13 protein-coding genes and 1 tRNA gene are annotated in these 18,255 nt (G+C 70.2%); 9 read left to right on the top strand and 5 right to left on the bottom strand.

The genetic code is table 11. From position 1 onward, the window contains the following. Positions 1-2: 2 nt before the first annotated feature. On the bottom strand, positions 3-1,610 hold the full coding sequence (locus OU416_RS28175) for an ABC transporter substrate-binding protein (protein ID WP_270930057.1): 1,608 nt from the start codon (positions 1,608-1,610) through the stop codon (positions 3-5). Between the two features lie 202 nt (positions 1,611-1,812). Between OU416_RS28175 and OU416_RS28180 the strand changes: the two genes are divergently transcribed. From OU416_RS28180 to OU416_RS28205, 6 genes are all read left to right on the top strand, one after another. Next, positions 1,813-3,738 carry a primary-amine oxidase gene (locus OU416_RS28180; protein WP_270930058.1) on the top strand — a complete coding sequence of 642 codons (1,926 nt, stop codon included), beginning with the start codon at positions 1,813-1,815 and terminating at the stop codon, positions 3,736-3,738. Position 3,739: 1 nt separating this feature from the next. After that, entirely contained in the window at positions 3,740-4,372 is a 633-nt protein-coding gene (locus OU416_RS28185) for an FMN-binding negative transcriptional regulator (RefSeq protein WP_270930059.1), read from the top strand. Positions 4,373-4,630: 258 nt separating this feature from the next. Next, a complete protein-coding gene (locus OU416_RS28190; RefSeq protein ID WP_270930060.1) occupies positions 4,631-4,771 on the top strand; it encodes a lasso RiPP family leader peptide-containing protein in 141 nt (46 codons plus the stop codon). Positions 4,772-4,791: 20 nt separating this feature from the next. After that, positions 4,792-6,615 (top strand): asparagine synthase-related protein, encoded by a 1,824-nt coding sequence (locus OU416_RS28195; RefSeq protein ID WP_270930061.1) that lies wholly within the window; start codon positions 4,792-4,794, stop codon positions 6,613-6,615. Further along, on the top strand, positions 6,612-6,863 hold the full coding sequence (locus OU416_RS28200; RefSeq protein WP_270930062.1) for a lasso peptide biosynthesis PqqD family chaperone: 252 nt from the start codon (positions 6,612-6,614) through the stop codon (positions 6,861-6,863). The genes OU416_RS28195 and OU416_RS28200 overlap by 4 nt, the downstream gene beginning before the upstream one ends. After that, entirely contained in the window at positions 6,860-7,315 is a 456-nt protein-coding gene (locus OU416_RS28205; protein WP_270930063.1) for a lasso peptide biosynthesis B2 protein, read from the top strand. The genes OU416_RS28200 and OU416_RS28205 overlap by 4 nt, the downstream gene beginning before the upstream one ends. Positions 7,316-7,695: 380 nt before the next feature. On the opposite strand, the gene OU416_RS28210 is transcribed toward OU416_RS28205, so the two are convergent. Both OU416_RS28210 and OU416_RS28215 read right to left on the bottom strand, forming a co-directional pair. Next, positions 7,696-8,682, bottom strand: coding sequence for a hypothetical protein (locus OU416_RS28210; protein ID WP_270930064.1), 987 nt, complete (start codon positions 8,680-8,682; stop codon positions 7,696-7,698). A 688-nt stretch (positions 8,683-9,370) separates the two neighbouring features. Then, a tRNA-Leu gene (locus tag OU416_RS28215) sits at positions 9,371-9,455 on the bottom strand. Between the two features lie 119 nt (positions 9,456-9,574). On the opposite strand from OU416_RS28215, the gene OU416_RS28220 reads away from it, so the two are divergent. Continuing rightward, on the top strand, positions 9,575-10,927 hold the full coding sequence (locus OU416_RS28220) for a M20/M25/M40 family metallo-hydrolase (protein ID WP_270930065.1): 1,353 nt from the start codon (positions 9,575-9,577) through the stop codon (positions 10,925-10,927). Between the two features lie 56 nt (positions 10,928-10,983). Continuing rightward, positions 10,984-11,955 (top strand): tyrosine-type recombinase/integrase, encoded by a 972-nt coding sequence (locus OU416_RS28225; RefSeq protein WP_270930066.1) that lies wholly within the window; start codon positions 10,984-10,986, stop codon positions 11,953-11,955. Positions 11,956-11,986: 31 nt separating this feature from the next. Here the strand turns inward: OU416_RS28225 and OU416_RS28230 are convergent, their stop codons facing one another. Both OU416_RS28230 and OU416_RS28235 read right to left on the bottom strand, forming a co-directional pair. Further along, complete coding sequence (locus OU416_RS28230; RefSeq protein WP_270930067.1) at positions 11,987-13,459, bottom strand: ArnT family glycosyltransferase; 1,473 nt, start codon at positions 13,457-13,459, stop codon at positions 11,987-11,989. 442 nt (positions 13,460-13,901) lie between these two features. After that, a complete protein-coding gene (locus OU416_RS28235; RefSeq protein ID WP_270930068.1) occupies positions 13,902-14,672 on the bottom strand; it encodes a thioesterase II family protein in 771 nt (256 codons plus the stop codon). A gap of 747 nt (positions 14,673-15,419) precedes the next feature. Here OU416_RS28235 and OU416_RS28240 point away from each other — a divergent pair. Beyond that, positions 15,420-18,182 (top strand): helix-turn-helix transcriptional regulator, encoded by a 2,763-nt coding sequence (locus tag OU416_RS28240; protein WP_270930069.1) that lies wholly within the window; start codon positions 15,420-15,422, stop codon positions 18,180-18,182. Positions 18,183-18,255 lie beyond the last annotated feature (73 nt).

Here is an 18,255-nt window from a genome sequence, read left to right on the forward strand (position 1 = left end):
TCCTAGTCGGTGCGCAGCCGGAAGTCGGCGATGCCGCGGAACAGGTGGCCGTAGCCCTCGGTCTCGTAGAACGTGGGGCTGACCGCGTCGGACCGGAAGCCGACCAGCGCGGGTTTGGTGACGAGCGGAATCATCTGGCCGTCGGTGTCGACCGCGTCGCAGAGCTCCTGCAGCGCGGTGGTGCGCTCGGGGCCCGCCGGGGTCTCGATGGCCTTGTCGATCGCGGCGTTGAGCGCGGGATTCGGTGCCATGAAACCGGCGTTGAACCCGGCCTGCTCGGGGTTCCACCACCTGCCGGCCATGCCCGCGTCGGCGTACCCGGCGAACCAGGACAGCGCCGCGTCGAAGGTGGCGGGCACCTCGCCGTAGACCTCGCCCGCCCAGCTGCCCTCGTCGAGCTGCTCGATGCTCACCCGGATCCCGATGCGCTCGAGGTTCTGCTGGATCACCTGCGCGACGGCGGGCGCGGGCCCTGTCGAGTACGCCGCGAGCCGGAAGGTCAGGTTCTCGGAGCCGGCCTCCCGGAGCAGCTGCCGCGCCCGGTCCAGGTCGGCCTGCGCCGAGGGCACCAGCGCCGGATCGCATGCGCCGGGCAGCGCGACCGGAGTGACGCCGGTGGGCCTGCCGAGGCCGCCCAGCGCGGAGTCGGCCATCGCCTGCCGGTCCAGCGCGATGTTGATCGCCTGGCGCACCCGCGGGTCGTCGAACTTCCCGCCGGGCGCGTTGCTGTTGAGCATCAGGTAGTAGAAGTCGGTGGTGGTCTGCGCGCCGATGCGGGTGCCGCGGGCGCCGTTGAGCAGCTTCGGCGCGTCGACGTTGCCGAGCATCGCCACGTCGGCGCTGCCGTTCTGCAACGCGGCCATCCTGGCTTGCTCCTGCGCCGAGATCACCACGGTGACGGTGTCGGCAGCGGGCTTTCCCGCCGCCCAGTAGCCGGTTCTGCGCTTGAACCGCCACGAGACGTCCTGGCGGTGCGTCTCGACCTCGAACGGTCCGGTGCCCAGCATGGTCTTGGCGGGATCGAGCGATCCTTCCGAGATCTCCTTCATGGGAAGCACGGCGGCGGGCACGTTGGCGAGCGCGGCCAGAAACGGCGCGTACGGCCGGGAGAGCTTCACCGCGACGGTCCGGTCGTCCACTGCGGACACTCGCTCGACGGGGCCGACCTGCGCCTGCCACACGCCCTGACCGGCGAGCAGGCGTTGCAGACTGCCCACCACGTCGTCGGCGGTCATCGCCCTGCCGTTGGAGAAGGTGACGGCGTCGCGCAGGTGGAACACGTACTCGGTGGGGCTCGGGGTCTCCCAGCTCTCGGCCAGCGCCGGTTGGACGCCGAAGTCGGGGCCGACGGTCACCAGCGTCTCGTAGACCAGCGACATGAGCTGCCACGACGTGGCGACGTCGGCGAGCTGCGGGTCGAGTCCGGTGGCGGCGCCGATGTCGACGGTCATCTGCAGGTCGAGCGTCCCGCCCGCGGGCACGGCACCGTCGGCGACCGCGAGGTAGCCCGGCACGTCCGAGCGCGCGGTGGTGCTGTCGAGCGGAGCCGCGGAGCAGCCCGCGAGCGCGACGACCGTCCCGGCGGCGCAGGCGAAGTGGGAAATCCGCATCGGACCTCAGCTTTCCGGTCGCGGCCTGACGACCGCGGTGCCGACCAGTGCCGGAACGTTCCGACATGGGCAGCGATTAAACGGCGGCAGCCCGGTCGCGTCAACCCCCAGATGCTGTTCATTGACCGGCTATCGCCGAGTGGTTAACGTGACCGGACAATGCCGGAACGTTCCGGCAGTGCTGCGACCCCCAGGAGATCCAGTGCTTGACCGCCAGGAACCCCACCCGCTCGCACCGCTGACCGCCGACGAGATCACCGACGTGCGCCAGATCCTCGATGCCGCCGACGTGCTGCGCGGGACGACGCGGTTCTCCTACCTGGGGCTCGTCGAACCCGCCAAGGTCGACCTCGCACGCCACGAGCGCGACGGCTCCGCCGTCGCCCGGTGGGCGCGGGCGCTGCTGCTCGACGTCGCCACCGGCGAGGCGCACGACGTGCGCGTGGACCTGGGCGAGCGCGCGGTGCGGTCGATCACCGCGATCGACGGCGAGCACGGCCAGGTGCCGGTGCTCGGCGAAGAGCACGACGTGGTCCGCGAGGTCATGGCCGCCGACGAAGGCTGGCGCGCCGCGCTGGAGAAGCGCGGGATCACCGATCCGGCCCACGTGTACCTGGCGGCGCTGTCGGCCGGTCGGTTCGAGTCCGTCCCGGACGGTGGGCGGCGGATGGTCCGCGTGCTCGCGCACTGGCGGCCCGATCCGTCCACAATGGTCTGGGCGCACCCGGTCGACGGGCTCGTGGCCTACGTGGACCTCATCGCGCGAGAGGTCGTGGAGATCGTCGACACCGGCGTCCTGCCGATCCCGCGGGAGTCGGGCGACTACGACGATCCCGCGGTCTCCGGCCCGCCCCGGACGACCCAGCGGCCCATCGAGATCACCCAGCCGGAAGGACCGAGCTTCACGCTCACCGACGGCGTGCTGAGCTGGGAGAACTGGCACGTGCGGCTCGGCTACGACATGCGCGAGGGGCTGGTGCTGCACCAGGTCGGGTTCACCGACGGCGGCGAGCTGCGGCCGGTCGTCCACCGGGCCTCGGTCGCCGAGATGGTCGTGCCCTACGCCGACCCCGGCCCGATCCGGTTCTGGCAGAACTACTTCGACACCGGCGAGTACCAGCTCGGCAGGCTCGCGAACTCGCTGGAGCTGGGCTGCGACTGCCTCGGCGAGATCACCTACCTCGATGCGACCGTCGCCGACGGCCGCGGCGAGCCGACGACGATCGCCAACGCCATCTGCGTCCACGAGGAGGACGCGGGCGTGCTGTGGAAGCACACCGACCCCGCCAACGGCAGCAGGCAGACCCGGCGCCAGCGCAGGCTGGTGATCTCGTTCTTCACCACGGTCGGCAACTACGACTACGGCTTCTACTGGTACCTCTACCTCGACGGCACGATCGAGCTGGAGTGCAAGGCCACCGGAGTCGTGTTCACCGCGTACTACGACGAGCGGATCGCGCCGCACGCTTCGAAGATCGCGCCCGAACTCGCGGCGCCCTACCACCAGCACCTGTTCAACGTCCGGCTCGACATGGCCGTGGACGGCGACGTCAACGCCGTCGACGAAGTGGAGGTCGCGCGGATGCCGATGGGGGAGGGGAACCCGTTCGGCAACGCGTTCACGCGCTCGGTGCGCAGGCTCGCCAGCGAACGCGAGGCGCAGCGCATGGCCGCTCCCGAGCGCGGCCGGGCGTGGCACATCGTGAATCCGCAGCGGCGCAACCGCCTCGGCGACGAGACCGGCTACGCGCTGATCCCGCAGGGGCAGCCGACGCTGCTGGCCGACGAGCGCTCGGCCATCCACGGGCGGGCGGCCTTCGCCACCAAGCACCTGTGGGTCACCCGCCACGACGAGACCGAGCGGTACCCGGCGGGAGATCTGGTGAACCAGAGCCCGGCCCACGCGGGACTGCCGCAGTTCGCCGAGGACGACCGCGATCTCGACGGCGCGGACCTGGTCGTGTGGCACACCTTCGGCCTCACGCACTTCCCGCGCCCCGAGGACTGGCCGGTGATGCCGGTCGACAGCTGCGGTTTCACGCTCAAACCCGCGGGCTTCTTCGACCGCAACCCGACGCTCGACGTTCCCGCGCCGTCGGGCGACCACTGCCACCGAGGGGGAGCCTGACATGCACGAGTTCGCGCGCTACGCGGCACCGTCGACGGCCGACGAGATCGAGCTGGTCCGGCGGCACCCCTTCGCACTGGTGGTGAGCGCGGCTGGACAAGCGCCGGTCGGCACCCACCTGCCGGTGATCTTCCCGCAGCGAAGGGAAATCCCGGACTCCTGGGGGGACGTGACGCTGCTCGGGCACCTGGCGCGGGTCAACCCGCAGTGGCGCGACTTCGCCGTGAACCCGCAGGTGCTGATGGTGTTCTCCGGACCGGACGGCTACGTCTCGCCCTCGACCTACGGCTACACGCCGGCAGTGCCGACGTGGAACTACGCGGCCGTGCACCTCACCGGCGAGGTGGAGCTGATCGAGGACGCGGCGACCACGCTCGACGTCGTGGAGCAGACCGTGCTCGCGATGGAATCGCAGCGAGATCCGAGCTGGGACATGACGTCGTCCCGGGCGAAGTTCGAATCGCTCGTCGAGCACGTGGTGGCGTTCCGGGTCCGGGTGCGGACCGCGCACAGCGTGTTCAAGCTGAGCCAGGACATGCCCGCCGACGTCCGCGAACGCGTCCGCGACGACGTCGCGAGAAGCGCCCCCGCGGGCGCGGAACTGGCCACCCTGATGCGCGACCACGACAGCTGACGCGTTCGGGGGCTGCAACTGCCCGAGAAGCTGCAGTCCCTCGGAACGACCGACAGGCGTGGACCTCGACCCCGGAGGACTTCGTCGAGAGGACGAATGCAGCCTCCGAACTCCTTGGTGAAGCTGCCCTGCAGCATCCAGAAGTGTGTTCGGGCCACACGGTGAGCTGACAGCGCGAGCGCTCTTGTCCATGACCGGCTTGAGTGTCCACCGGGACCCGGAAGTGTCCGGTTCCGCGCTCGAGGTGAAGGAGAGATCATGGACGTCACCGAGATCCGTTCCGACGAGGGCATCGCCGCCTACGAATCACCCACGATCACCGACGCCGGCGAGTTCGCCGAGCAGACCAGGGGCGAATTTGGCGATTGGGCCGACTTTCCGGTCGGTCTGTGGCTCTGACCCGGAGTTGAGCACTGATCGTGACTGATAGCAGCGATTTCCCCGCGCGATGGTTCGTCGTGCTGCCCGACTCCGACGAGCACCGGGAGGTGCTGGAGCGGGTGCCGGCCACCGCGCGGCGGATCGCCTCGCACGCCTCCGGCCGACCCTGGCTGGTGGGAGACCTGCCGCCGGGGCAGTGCACGACCGTGGAGGCCGGAGATGTGCGGCTGGTGGTGTTCGGGCTGTGCCCGGACACCACCTCGGCGTTGACTCAGCAGCTCTCGCGGGTGCGTGGTGTGGAGGACCTGGACGGGCTGGCCGCCGCGCTGCCGGGCAGTTACCACCTGGCGCTGTCGGTTGACGGCCGGATGCGGGTGCAGGGAACGGCCTCCGGGCTGCGGCGCGTGTTCCACACCCGGCACGGCCGCGGCACCATCGCCGCTGACCGGGCCGACGTCCTGGCCGCGCTGACCGGTGCTGCGCTGGATGAGGACTGGCTCGCGCTGGGGATGCTCAGGTTCCTGCCGCACCCGCTGGCCGACCGGCGGACGTGGTGGCGCGGTGTGGGCGGTGTGCCCGCGGGATCGGCTCTGCTGTGGGAGGCCGACGGGCAGCCCCGTGTGCGCCGGTGGTGGACACCACCAGCGCCGACCCGGCCGGTGGCCGAAGGCGCGGAGGCACTGCGCGAGGAGTTGGCCCGCGCGGTCGCACTCCGCGTGCGCCACACCTCACCAGATGTCCGGTTGGGGTGCGATCTGTCCGGTGGGATGGATTCGACCTCGCTGTGCTTGCTCGCCGACCACCACGGCGCCGACCTGGTCACCGCCACGCTGAGCCTGAGCGACGCATCCAGCACCGACGCCAAGTGGGCCGACCTGGCCGCCGCGGCGATGCCCGGTCTGGACCGCTTCCACCTCGGCGCAGAGGACCTGCCCGCATGCTTCTCCGGCATCGACGGGGTCCACCCACCCACCGACGAGCCCTCTCCGATGCCGCGCGGCCGGGCGATATTCGGTCGGGTCGCCCTGCACTACACCCACCACGGGGTGGGGATTCAGCTGGCCGGGCATGGTGGCGACGAGGTCGTCGCCGCTCCTGATGCCTACCTGCACGAGCTGGTTCGCCGTGATCCACGCACGGCCCTGCACCACCTTCGTGGCCACCGGGCACGACGTCGCTGGAGCAAGGCTCGCATCGCGCGAGGACTGCTCGACCGCAGCGGCTACCAGCAGTGGCTGGCTGCGGAGGCGGGCCTGCTCACCGCACCCGACGAGGCGAGCGCGCTGTTCGGCTGGAGCCCACCGGTGCGGATGCCGCCGTGGGCCAGCAAGCACGCTGTGCGCGTGGTCGCCCGCGCGCTGCGCGAGGCGGCCGCCGACGCGCACCCGCTCGCGACCACTCGTGGCCAGCACGCTGCGCTGCAACGCATCCAGGGCGCGGGGTACTTCTACCGGTTGATGTGCCAGGAGCTCGGCAGCCCGCACACCGAACTGCCCTATCTGGACGATCGCGTGATCGAGGCGTGCCTGTCGGTGCGGCTGGCCGACCGCGGCACTCCCTGGCGGTTCAAACCGCTGCTGACCGAAGCGATGCGCGGCATCGCACCGGCCGAGTTCCTGTCCCGCACCACCAAAGACACCGCCAACCTGGACTGCTTCCAGGGGCTGCGCACCCACCGCGACCGAGTGCTGGAGATGGTGGACTCCTCACCGCTGGTCCAGCACGGACTGGTCGATGCGGCCGCGCTGCGCGCCGCCGTGATCTCCCCGCACCCACAGCGGTGGGCGGCGTTGGAGTACACGCTGTCCTGCGCGAGCTGGCGACCCCACACCCCGATCACGATCTCAGGAGCACCGGCATGACACCGCAACTGCACCCCAGCGTCGTCGCCACCACGACCGACAGCGGAATGGTGCTGCTCCACCAGGATTCGGGCCGCTACTACGAGCTCAACCCGACCGGCGCGACGATCGTCCAGTCCCTGGCCGACGGCACCGACCCGGTGCAGGAACTGATGCGGCGAACCTCGGTATCCCAGGACCGAGCAGCCCAGGACGTCAGCACCTTCCTCCAGTCCCTGCACTCCCGCGGACTGGTGGTGCAACGATGACCAGGCCAGCGGCTGTCACTGCCGTCCCACCGCTGGTGTGGTGGCGGCGTCCCCCAGTACTGGTGGCGGTGACCGGCGCGTGGTGGCTGGCGCGTCAATCACCTGCACGCATCCAGACCGTGCTGACGAAACTGCGGCGCGGCGCCAGACCGGCCACCTACCCGCAAGCCCTCAAAGCCCGAAACGACGTGCTGGCCACCAGCGTGCAATGCCACGGCGAGGGCTGCCTGCAACGATCGCTGGCCACAGCGCTGCTGTGCAGGCTGCGGGGCACCTGGCCGACGTGGTGCACCGGGGTACGCACGCACCCGTTCGGCGCACACGCCTGGGTCCAGGTCGGTGACCGCCCGGTCGACGAACCATACCCGGACGACTACTACCGGCCGATGCTCGTCGTAGCCCCCGGCCCAGGAACACGTTCCACGGTGAAGCCCCGACCAAGCCAGCGTTGACGGCTGGAGTTCGCGTGCGTGCTTGGGAGACGAACCAACACAGGTGCTGACCGCAGCGGACTGGGCGTGGAAGTGGACGTGACGGTGGCGCCGTGTTCGGCGGCCGGGTCGTGGCACTGCGCGACTCGATTGGGCCTGCCATCGACCGGAGCGGCCTACGAACGGCGTGCGGGATGACCCGTTGATCTGGGTCAGCTTCGTGCACCAGCTCCGCCACGTCGACGGCTACGTCCGGGACACTCTGACGAGACAGGAGCCTGCGGCACCCTCTACTGTGCATCCGAATCCGGCATCAAGTCAGCGGTACAGCTCATGCTGCTGGGGCTCATGGGGGACTTGAGCCGCGGACGTGCAAACGCCAGGCGGATCAAATCGTCACGTCAGGAGAGCAGGCGCATGGCGAGCACGGTCCCATCCGGGAGGACCGACACCGGGCCATTCCACGAGTCGTTCGAGGAATGGCTGGGCCAGGCGGAGCGGCGCTCGTAGATCTCGCGGCGATACTGCTCCACCCGTCCATCGGCCAAGAAATGGAGCAGGTCGTCCGCAACGCCGGAGAAGGCCTCAACACGGGTCCCGTTCAGCCGGAAGACGTGGTCGGTGCCGGTGAAACGAATGCCGAGGAAAGTGTGGGCCACATCCTGCACGCTACCGGCGGCCGCGTGCGCGAATCCGGTGAAGTGCTTCCGCCCTTGGCGGTCGGTCAAGTACTGAGTGGTCGCTCCTCCGCCGCCGGCAAATGCCGTCAGTCCAGCGGCGGCCGTGCGCGCGAGCACCCGCCCAAACCATTCGTACCGCTCCGGTGTGACGTGGAAACCGGTGACCGAAGTACGGGGCTTGTCTCCCTCGGCGGGCAGTCGGATTTCGGGGAAGTGATGCGCATCGCTGAGCTGGACGTCCAGACCGCCACCCTCGGCGTGGGGCCTGCTCAGCCAGCCATCGCGTCCCTCGGCGCAGAGTGCGTGAACGGTGACATGGCCGTCCGGGGGCAGCCCGGTGCTGAAGATCAGGACTGGCGTCTCGTTCAAGTGCCCGATGTGCACCGCCTCCACGTGAGCCGATGCGGATGCGAGTTGGCCATGAGCGAACGCAGTGTTGCTGTGATTGCCCTTGCAGGCGATCGGGAGCGCCAGGGAAGGCTCTCCCGGCTTCCACAGTTCGGCGAAGAACTGCGGGCGGTAGTTACCTCGTGCGACCCAGCCGGCGCGCAGCGTCGTATCCGCGGGCACGATCGAGACCATCCGGTCCGGATAGCGCTGCGCCAAGACCCGCTGGGCCGCCACCAGTGCGAAGCCGATGCCGAGCTCGCCCGACTGGAGAGTCTTGTAGTGCTCCGCCGTCACCCTGCCCTCATCGGACAGCTTCATGAAGGAACCGGTGTCTCCGGTCAGCGCCTGGCCGTACTTGAGCGCTCCCCAATGCTCGGCGAGTCCGCGCGCGGCTCCTCGTCGGCATCCGCTGCGGCAGCGGCCACGGCGCCAACCAGCTTGGAATCCGAGCGGAGGGAGATGTTCGAACGTTGGGCAAGATCCCTCAACACGTCTTCTGCCGACTTCAACACCATTCCCCCTATGGGCCCGTAGACGGACTGCACTCGGTACTGTGTGATCGACACCGACGTGCAACGCTACGTTTTCGATCACACACGCGCTTCCGCGCAACGAGTGATGCGGGTCGAGGATCTTGGTTGGTCCACGGTGATGTGGCGCTGGTCGGCTCGTGCGGCAGAGCGTTGAGATTCAGGCGGTGACGGCCACCGACTGGGTGGTCGTTCGGGTGTGGGAGCACGAAGATCCCGAAGAGGCAGCCGACCGCACCGCGCAAATGGGCCGCGATCGCAAGGGCTACCGGTCAAGTTAATAGCGCTGTGGTTATCGCGGCGGAGAAGTTGGGTCTTGAGACACTTGCGGCCGAGACGACTGGCGGGGAGGTGCGTACCCGAAAGGATTTGCACCCCCACTGGTAAACGCGCAGGCTGGAGAGTTGAGGTGTTGAGTGGTCGACAGCTTCTGCATCAAAAATCCCAGGTCAAAGACTTGACCTGGGATGATCTTGTGTCCGAGGGGGGACTTGAACCCCCACGCCCTTAATCGGGCACTAGCACCTCAAGCTAGCGCGTCTGCCATTCCGCCACTCGGACATCTCGGGTCACCCTCGTGCTCCGGGGGTTCCCGCTGTGTTGTGTAGATAGATTAGCCCATGGTCATCCGGGGGTCGACGGCACCCCCCTCTTTCGGGCTCGGGTGATAGAAATGCCTGGTGAGCGAGCACAGCGGTTTGTCCGGTACTGATCATGAGGCGGGGTTGCGGCTGGCCGAGGAGGAGGTTGTCGGCCTGGCCAGCGACTTGATCCGCATCGACACCACCAACACCGGTGATCCCGAGACGCTCGTGGGCGAGCGTGCCGCCGCCGAGTTCGTGGCGGGCAAGCTCAGCGAGGTCGGGTACGAGGTCACCTACGTCGAGTCCGGGGACCACCCCGGGCGGGGCAACGTCATCGCGCGGTTGCCCGGGGCCGATTCCAGCCGGGGCGGGTTGCTGGTGCACGGGCACCTGGACGTCGTGCCCGCCGATCCCGCCGAGTGGTCGGTGCACCCCTTCTCCGGTGCCGTTCAGGACGGGTACGTGTGGGGCCGCGGTGCGGTCGACATGAAGGACATGGTCGCCATGAGCCTGGCGATCGCGCGGCGGTTCAAGCGGGACGGCATCGTGCCGCCGCGGGACGTCGTCTTCGCGTTCCTGGCCGATGAGGAGGCCGGGAGCTTCCACGGGGCGCAGTGGCTGGTCGACCACCGGCCGGAGCTGTTCGAAGGGTGCACCGAGGCCATCAGCGAGGTCGGCGGGTTCTCCGTCACGCTCAAGGACGGTGTGCGCGCTTACCTGGTCCAGAGCGCCGAGAAGGGCATTCGCTGGCTGAAGCTGCGGGTCAGGGCGCGGGCCGGGCACGGGTCGATGGTGCACGACGACAACGCCGTCACCAAGCTCTCCGAGGCCGTCGCCAAGCTCGGCAACCACCGGTTCCCGCTGGTGCTGACCGACTCGGTGCAGGAGTTCCTCGCCGGCGTCACCGAGATCACCGGGTGGGACTTCCCGGACGACGACGTCGAGGGCGCGGTCGCCAAGCTCGGCAACCTGTCGCGGATGGTCGGGGCGACGCTGCGCGACACCGCCAACCCGACGATGCTCACCGCCGGGTACAAGCACAACGTCATCCCGTCGGTGGCCGAGGCCGCGGTGGACTGCCGGATCCTGCCCGGGCGGGAGGAGGCGTTCGAGCGGGAGCTGGCCGAGCTGCTCGGTCCCGACGTGGAGCGCGAGTGGGTCGGGCTGCCGCCGGTGGAGGCCAAGTTCGAGGGGCGGATCGTGGACGCCATGAGCGCCTCGCTGATCGCCGAGGACCCCGGGGCCAAGGCGCTGCCCTACATGATGTCCGGGGGCACCGACGCCAAGTCGTTCAGCCGGCTGGGCATGAGCTGCTACGGCTTCGCCCCGCTGAAGCTGCCCGCCGACCTCGACTTCAGCGCGCTGTTCCACGGCGTGGACGAGCGGGTTCCGGTGGATGCGCTGCAGTTCGGCGTGCGAGTGCTGGACCGGTTCATCCGCAACAGCTGACTGTCAGAGGTGTCTGGTTTCATCCACCCCGTAGTTGATCATCGGGGAGGTGCGGCGTGGACCTGGCGCGCTTGATCGAGATCTACCTGGAGCACTTGCAGGCGCGCAAGCTCGCGGCGAACTCGCTGCGGGCCTACCGCCGCGACCTGGAGTCGGTGGCCGGTGAGCTGGTCGAGCTCACCGGCTCCACCGCCGACCGGTTGCCGGTGGAGCGGGTCGACGCCTCGGTGCTGCGTTCGGCGTTCGCGCGGTTCGCAGCGGCCCGGTCGGCATCGTCGGTGACCCGGGCCTGGTCGACCTGGAACGGCTTCTTCGGATTCCTGGTGGTCGAGGGTGCGGTGCCCGGCAACCCGATGCAGGTGATCCCGAAACCGCGCAACGCGCCTTCGACGCCGAAGCCGCTGCAGGGCGAGGACACGCCCGAGCGGCTGCTGCGGATGGTCGCCTCCGGGGCCAGGCGGGCGCGCAACCCGTGGCCGGAGCGCGACCTCGCGGTGCTGGCCACGCTGCTGTGCACCGGCGTGCGCTCGGCGGAGCTGCTGGACCTGACCGTGGCGTCGCTGGCCGGGCGCGACGGCGACCGGCGGCTGCACGTGCACGGCAAGGGCGGCAAGAACCGCTCCATCCCGATCGAGGACGCCCTGGACGTGCTGATCCAGAACTACCTCCGGTCGAGGCGCGAGCGGTTCGGCGAGCGGATGCCCGGGGGTGAGCCGTTGTTCGTCGATCACCGCGGCGAGCGGCTCCAGCGCGGCGGGCTGCAGTACCTGGTGCGGCAGTCGTTGCGGGCCGCCGGCGTGTCCGACCGGGTGCAGCCGGGTGCGATGGTGCACGCCCTGCGGCACACCTTCGCCACCCGGCTCGCCGAGGACGGGGCGAACGCCGCCGAGATCGCCAAGCTGCTCGGCCACTCGTCGATCAACTCCAGCCAGACCTACATCGACGTGACCGCCCGCGAACAGCGGATGTCGGTGCGGGCCAACCGAACCCTGCACGTCCTCGGCGAGCTCTCCGAACCGAAGGGCTGATCACGCGGGAGTCGCGAAGCGGGGCCGGTTTCTACGGGTCGCCGTAGGACTTGAGGGTGCGGTAGCGGGGCCACAGTTCGCGCCAGGGGGCGCGGGGGTTGCGGCACACGGTGATGGTGGCGTGGCGTTCGGTCGTGTCTATGCCGGTTCGGTCGTCGGCGCGGGCTGCGATGCGGCAGTCGGCGAAGTCGGCGGTCAGGCGGTTGCCGTCGACGGATATGGCGATGATGACGCGGGCGGAGTCGGGTGGTGGGCCGAGTCGGTGGAGTTCGTTGTTGCCGCTGTAGACGGCGGGCAAGTGGTGGGCCGGGCCGTATCGGTCGAGGGCTCCCGCCTCCCCGTAGTTGCCGGCGAGCACAGCTGCGGCCGCGCGGTCGTCGCGGGGCAGGCCGCGGTGGACGGCGGCGACCTGCTCGGTCAGGGACTGCCAGCCCACGCTGTCGACGGCCAGGGTGTTGACCGTGACGTGGGTGAGGGCGCGCACCGGGAGGACGGGGAGCGCGAGGAGCAGGTTCACGACGGCTCCGAGGGCCAGCAATCCCGCGGCCGCGGGATTGCGGAGGCGGCCGCGGGCCGACCACGCGGCCGTCCGGACGCAGCCGGCGGCGAACAGCACGACCAGGTATCCGGCCACGTAGTCCCCGCGACCGCCGTTCGTCAGGAGCACGGCGAGGGTGCCGACCAGGAAGCCGGGCACGAGCGCCCGCACCGGCCGCCACGCCCGTTCCCGCCACAGCGCCAGCGCCCCCACCACGCAGAAGAGCACCTGTGCGAAGCCGATGAAGGAGACGAGGGTGAGCACGAAGAAGCCCGCACCGTCGTGCTCGTGGGCCTTGGCCAGGGCGTGCGCCATCTGCAGCTGCGGAAAGTCGTGGGTCGCTTGGTAGACGAGGTTCGGGGAGCCGAGCACCAGCGCCAGGGCCGCCCCGGCGTAGAGCTTCCGGTCGCGGAAGACCGCGCGCGGTCCCGTCAGCGCCAGGGCCACCAGGAGCGAGACGGGCAGCACCAGCACGATGTACTTGGCGTACATGGCCAGGCCGCACACCGCGCCCGCCACGAGCCACCACCTGCCGTCGCGCCGCAACAGCGCCCGCAGAACGGCCAGCTCCACGGCGCACCAGGCGACCAGGTCCACGCTGCTGGTCAGGACGTAGTGGCCGTAGAGGAGAACCATGAACGAGGTTCCCAGCCCGGCCGCGGCGAACAGCTGCGCCCTGCGCCCGCCCCCGAGCTCCGCGGTCATCAAGGCTCCCAGGACCACCACCGCTGCGAAGCACATCGCGCCGACAACTCGCACTGCCCACAGGGTGTCGCCGAACACGCCGATGCTGCCCCGGTAGAGCAGGGGCAGCAGCGGCGGCTGGTCGGCGTATCCCCACGCCGGGGCCCGAAGGCCCAGCAGCCGGAAGTACAGCTCGTCGGCGTGCAGCCCGTACCGGTCGGCGCACAGGAGCACGGCGGACGTCAGAACGCCGGCGGTCAGCAGCACCCCCGTCCACGCCACCGGCTTCCCCGGCCCGCTGCCCGAGGGCGCGCCCACGCGCTGTGGAAATGGCGAAGCGGTGAGTAGCACGCGTCTCCTCCTGGGATCGGTCGGCGAACTGCTCCGCAGCAGCCGGTCTCGGCGGCGAGGCAGACCGCTCCCAGGACGGGAACCTTCTTGCGAACGGGGCAGAACGGCGGGCGCCAGCACTCCTCGACGCCACTGCTGCAACGGTGGTTCCTGCACACGGCAACACGTTTCGTCTCGGTGAACATCTCCTGCCGACCCGATTCACCCCCGGCCGCCGGAGAAGCACCCGATCAGGCGCCGCCGCTGTCGACGTCCGGTGCGAACTCCTCCTCAGCGCAGGGCGGATGTGGCCGCTGCGTTTCACGTCCATTTCGCCGGCGGGAATTCTTCGCGACCACATCCGGGGTCCTTCGGGGTGGAAAGGCGCGGCGGCTTACCGGGCTCTGCCGGTCGCGGGACTGATCGAGCGCAGTTCTCGGCTGATCTCGGCGTTCACCGCTTCCTGGTGGTTCACCAGGTAGAAATGTCCTCCTTCGAACACCTCCACGCGGAATTCGCCTTCGGTGTGCCGGTGCCAGGCCTCGGCTTCCGGGACGGTGGTCTTGGGGTCGGCGTCGCCGGTGAGGACCGTCATCGGGCAGCGCACGGTGCGATCCGGCGGGCACCGGTAGGTCTCGATCGCCCGGTAGTCGTTGCGGATCGCGGGCAGGACGGTCTGCAGCATTTCGTCGTCCATGAGGCCGAGGTCGGTGCCCCCGAGTCGCTTCAGCTCCGCGAGCAGGCCGTTGTCGTCGCTTTCGTGCACGTTCTCGCGTCGCGTTGTGGAGGGGCCGCGGCGGCCCGAGAGCACCAGCGCGCGCGGAGCGGTTCCGCTGTGCTGCTGCTCCAGTCGCCACGCCGTCTCGAAGGCGAGCACCGCACCCATGCTGTGCCCGAAGAAGACGGTCGGCCTCTCGTCGAGGTGGGTCAGTTCGGCCGCCACCAGGTCGGCGAGCGCCGGGATGGAGTCGACGAGCCGTTCGCGGCGCCGGTCCTGCCTGCCCGGGTACTGCAGCGCGACGACGTCCACGTCGGGGGTGAAGTGCGCCGATGCCGGGTGGTAGAAGGTGGCCGAGCCGCCCGCGTGCGGGAAGCACACCAGTCGCGCCGGGCTGTCGGGCGCCGGGTGGAAGCGGCGCAGCCACTTGTTGCTGGAATCCGTCATGGGCAGGTTCCTCCGTCGGGGCCGGGTCGTCGTGGCCGTCGGATCGCGTCAGCGGGCACCCGCGCCGGTGCGGCCGACGAGATCCCGCGCCCCCAAGTCTCCGAGCTCCGGGCGCCGGTTCAACTCCGTCCGCGGCATTAGGGGGTTCGAGGCGGTCCGATAGGGGTTTCGGAGCGGCCGGGCGTGGTGGGCGTCCGGCCGGGCGCACATCCGGGAATTTCCCAGAAATGGGGGAGGGGCGCGGAGGATACTGACCGCGTGCCGGGTGGCAGCAGGGTCTTTCCGGGTGATCTCGCGCCCGACTCGCCTCGAGTTTGCGGAATTATCCCGAACTGGTGGTGGAGGTCGCATTCGGGCAGTTGATCCGGCGCAGTTGAACTTGTGGTGATGGTCACAGCCCTTCGGTGGTTCTCCTGGCTCGGGGTGAACGAGGCATCTCGGGACGTTGTTGTCCAACTGGGGGCATTTCGGGAGGTCGGCGGCGTCCTTGGTGGAATTTCCCGGCCGATGCAACCCTCTTTCGGCGTATTCGTGATTCTGTTGTTCGGATTATCGCTACTCGGTCGGTTGCGCCGTCGCGAGATACCGCATCAAACATCGCAATGAGTGGCCATTCCGACGTTGTCCGGCGCTTGACACCCGCCGACGCCCCGTGGCACGTTTTTGCTGCTGGGGCTCATTGAGCCTGTCCATTTGCTGGTCGGGTCGCGTTTTCTTGATTTTTAAAATTCCACGTTGGGGGATTTCGTGACTGGGTTGGTCGAACGTCGCCGGCAGTCGGTGGCTTTGGACGGGATGCTGGACGCCTGCGTCGGCGGAACCGGTGGGGTCGCGATGCTGCGCGGTGCCGTTGGCAGCGGCAAGACGGCATTGCTGACCGAGTTCGTCCGGCGCGTCGTGGTCCGGGGAGTGCGCTGCCTGTCCCTGTTCGCCACGACCGATGACGCGGACCGCTGGAGCCTGCTCGACGCCGTCGCCGACGCCGCTGGGCGTCCTGGCGCCGACCCGCTGGTCGTCATCGAGGACCTGGTCTCGGAGGGACCGGTGGTCGTGGTCGTGGACGACCTGCGCCTCGTGGGTGCGGCCGCCGAGGAACTGCCCCGCGCGGTGGCCCGGCTGCAATCCGCGGGTGCCCTGGTCGTGCTGGCCGACGCGGGCCTGCCCTGGGACGTGGTGCACGTCGAACTCCTGCGGTTGTCCGGTTTCCGGTCGATCTGGTTGCCCGCCCTGGCCTCCTCCGGCGTGCTGGAGGTGCTCGCCGATCACCTCGACGACCCGGACGTCCCCGCTCTCGCGGCCGAGGTGCACGCGATCACCGCGGGAAATCCGCTGCTGGTGCGCGCTTTGGTGGAGGACCTGCTGGCGGTCGATCCGGGGAAGCGGCTCCCGGTGGCCCCCGGCCGCGCCTTCGGCGAAGTCGTGCTCGCCTGCCTCACCCGGATCGGCTCCGGAGCTGCCCGGCTGGCGAAGTGCGTCGCGGTGCTCGGCGATGACGTGGACCCGGCCGTGCTGGCCGCGGCCCTGGAGGTCGACGCGGAGGAGCTGCCCGCGCACCTGCGCACCTTGTCCGGTACCGGTCTGTTCGCCGACGACGGGCGCGCCGCGTTCCGGTCGGCGGACGCGCGGGCCGCGGTGCTGTCCGGGATCGGCGCCGGTCACGCTGCGGACCTGCGGGTCCGGGCCGCCGACGCGCTCCGCCGCAGCGGTGCCGAAGCCGGCGAGGTCGCCGCGCACCTGCTGGCCGCTGAGTGCGCGCCGGACGGGTGGGCGGTCACCGCGCTGTTCGACGAGGCCCAGCGCTGCCTGCGCGACGGCGACCTCCACCTGGCGCGCCGCTACCTGGACCTGGCTGCGAGCCGGCGCACGGCCGCCGGGTGCCCCGGCATGGACGCCCACGCCATCGCGCTCGGCTGGTTGATCGACCCGGCGAGCGTGCCGCGCAGGTTTCGCGGAGCGCTCGGTGCCGTCGCCGACGGCGAGATCGCGGCGCACGACGCGATCGTGCTGACCGGGCAGCTGCTCTGGCACGGGTGGCACGACGAGGCCGTCCCGGTGCTGGACTGGCTGGCCTCGAACGGAGACGCCTTCGGCGCCGACGACGCCACCGACCTGCGGATCCTGTCGTTGCACACCGCGATCACCTATCCCGGTGTCGCCGGGCGGTTGGCCGTCTTCGACCCCGGCCAGGTGCGCAGCGAGGTGATGATCGGGGCCAGCGACGCGGTGCTGCGCTCGATGCAAGCCCTGCGGAACACGATCACCGCCGGTCCGAGCGAGGAGCTGGTCGGTGAGGCGCTGCGGCTGCTGGAGGTCTGCACGCTGCGCCGGATGTCGTTGCAGCCGTGCCTGTTCGCCCTGCTCACCCTGATCTACGCCGACGAGCTCGGCCACGCCGAGCACTGGTGCGACCGGCTCATCGAGCAGGCGAGCAGCGACGGGATCGTCCTGCTGGAGGCCAAGCTGCACGAATCCCGAGCGCACATCGCGCTCGCTTCGGGCGATCTCTCGAAAGCCGAGCTGCACGCCCGCCGCGCGCTGACCGCCATGCCCGCCGAGGCCTGGGGAACGGCGTTGGGCGCCCCGCTGAGCACGCTCGTCGCCGCGCTGGTGGGGATGGGGCGGCTGGAGGACGCGGCCGTCGAACTGGGCAGGCCGGTGCCGCCGGCGATGTTCCGCACCGTGTGGGGCCTGCGCTACTTGCGATCGCGCGGCTACTACTACCTCCACACCGGAGCCGCGCGCGCCGCGCTCGGCGACTTCAGGTCGATCGGCGGGCTGATGACCGAGTGGGGACTGGACAGCCCCGTCCTGCTGCCGTGGCGCTCCGACGCCGCGGAGGTCCACATGCACCTGGGCGAGCGCGATCTCGCGTCCCGGTTGCTCGCCGAGCAGGCCCGGCTGCCCGGCGGCGAGACCGCCCGGCTGCGCGGGGTCGAGGCCCGCATCCGCGCGGGCAACATGGACCCGAGGGACCGCGGGCGCACCCGGATCGCGGCTGCGGCGGTGCAGCACCTGGAGACCTCGCAGGACCGGCTGGAGCTGGCCAGGGCGCTGGCGGTGCTGGGCGAGGCGTACCGCGGGTCCGGGGACAGCCGCCGGGCCCACATGGTGACCCGGCGGGCGCTGCACCTGGCGACGCTGTGCCACGCCGAGCAGCTGACCTCCGAGCTCACCGTGCAGCAGCGGCCGGTCGCGGTGGCGGACCGCCGGGCGGAAGGGCTGGAATCGCTCAGCGACGCCGAGCGGCGGGTGGCCGAGCTGGCGTCCCGGGGCGACACCAACCGGGAGATCGCGCGCAGCCTGTACATCACCATCAGCACCGTCGAGCAGCACCTCACCCGCGTCTACCGGAAGCTCAAGGTGCGCAGGAGGGTCGACCTCCCCGCCGACCTCGGGCTGCCTTGGCAGGCTTCCGGTGCCGCGCAGCCCGAACCGTTGCGCAAGGTCGAGGTGCACCCCGGACTTCCGCGCGAGCACCGGCGGGGTAGGAGTCGTCTAGGGGGCTCTTAGGGGCGGTCGCGGCTGTGCCGCCGCCGTAATTTCCTAACCGGGAGCGGTCGGCGAGGTGCCCGCTCTTCCGTTC

It is taken from the genome of Saccharopolyspora indica, assembly GCF_027853965.1.
In the GTDB taxonomy this organism is placed as follows: Bacteria; Actinomycetota; Actinomycetes; order Mycobacteriales; family Pseudonocardiaceae; genus Saccharopolyspora; species Saccharopolyspora indica.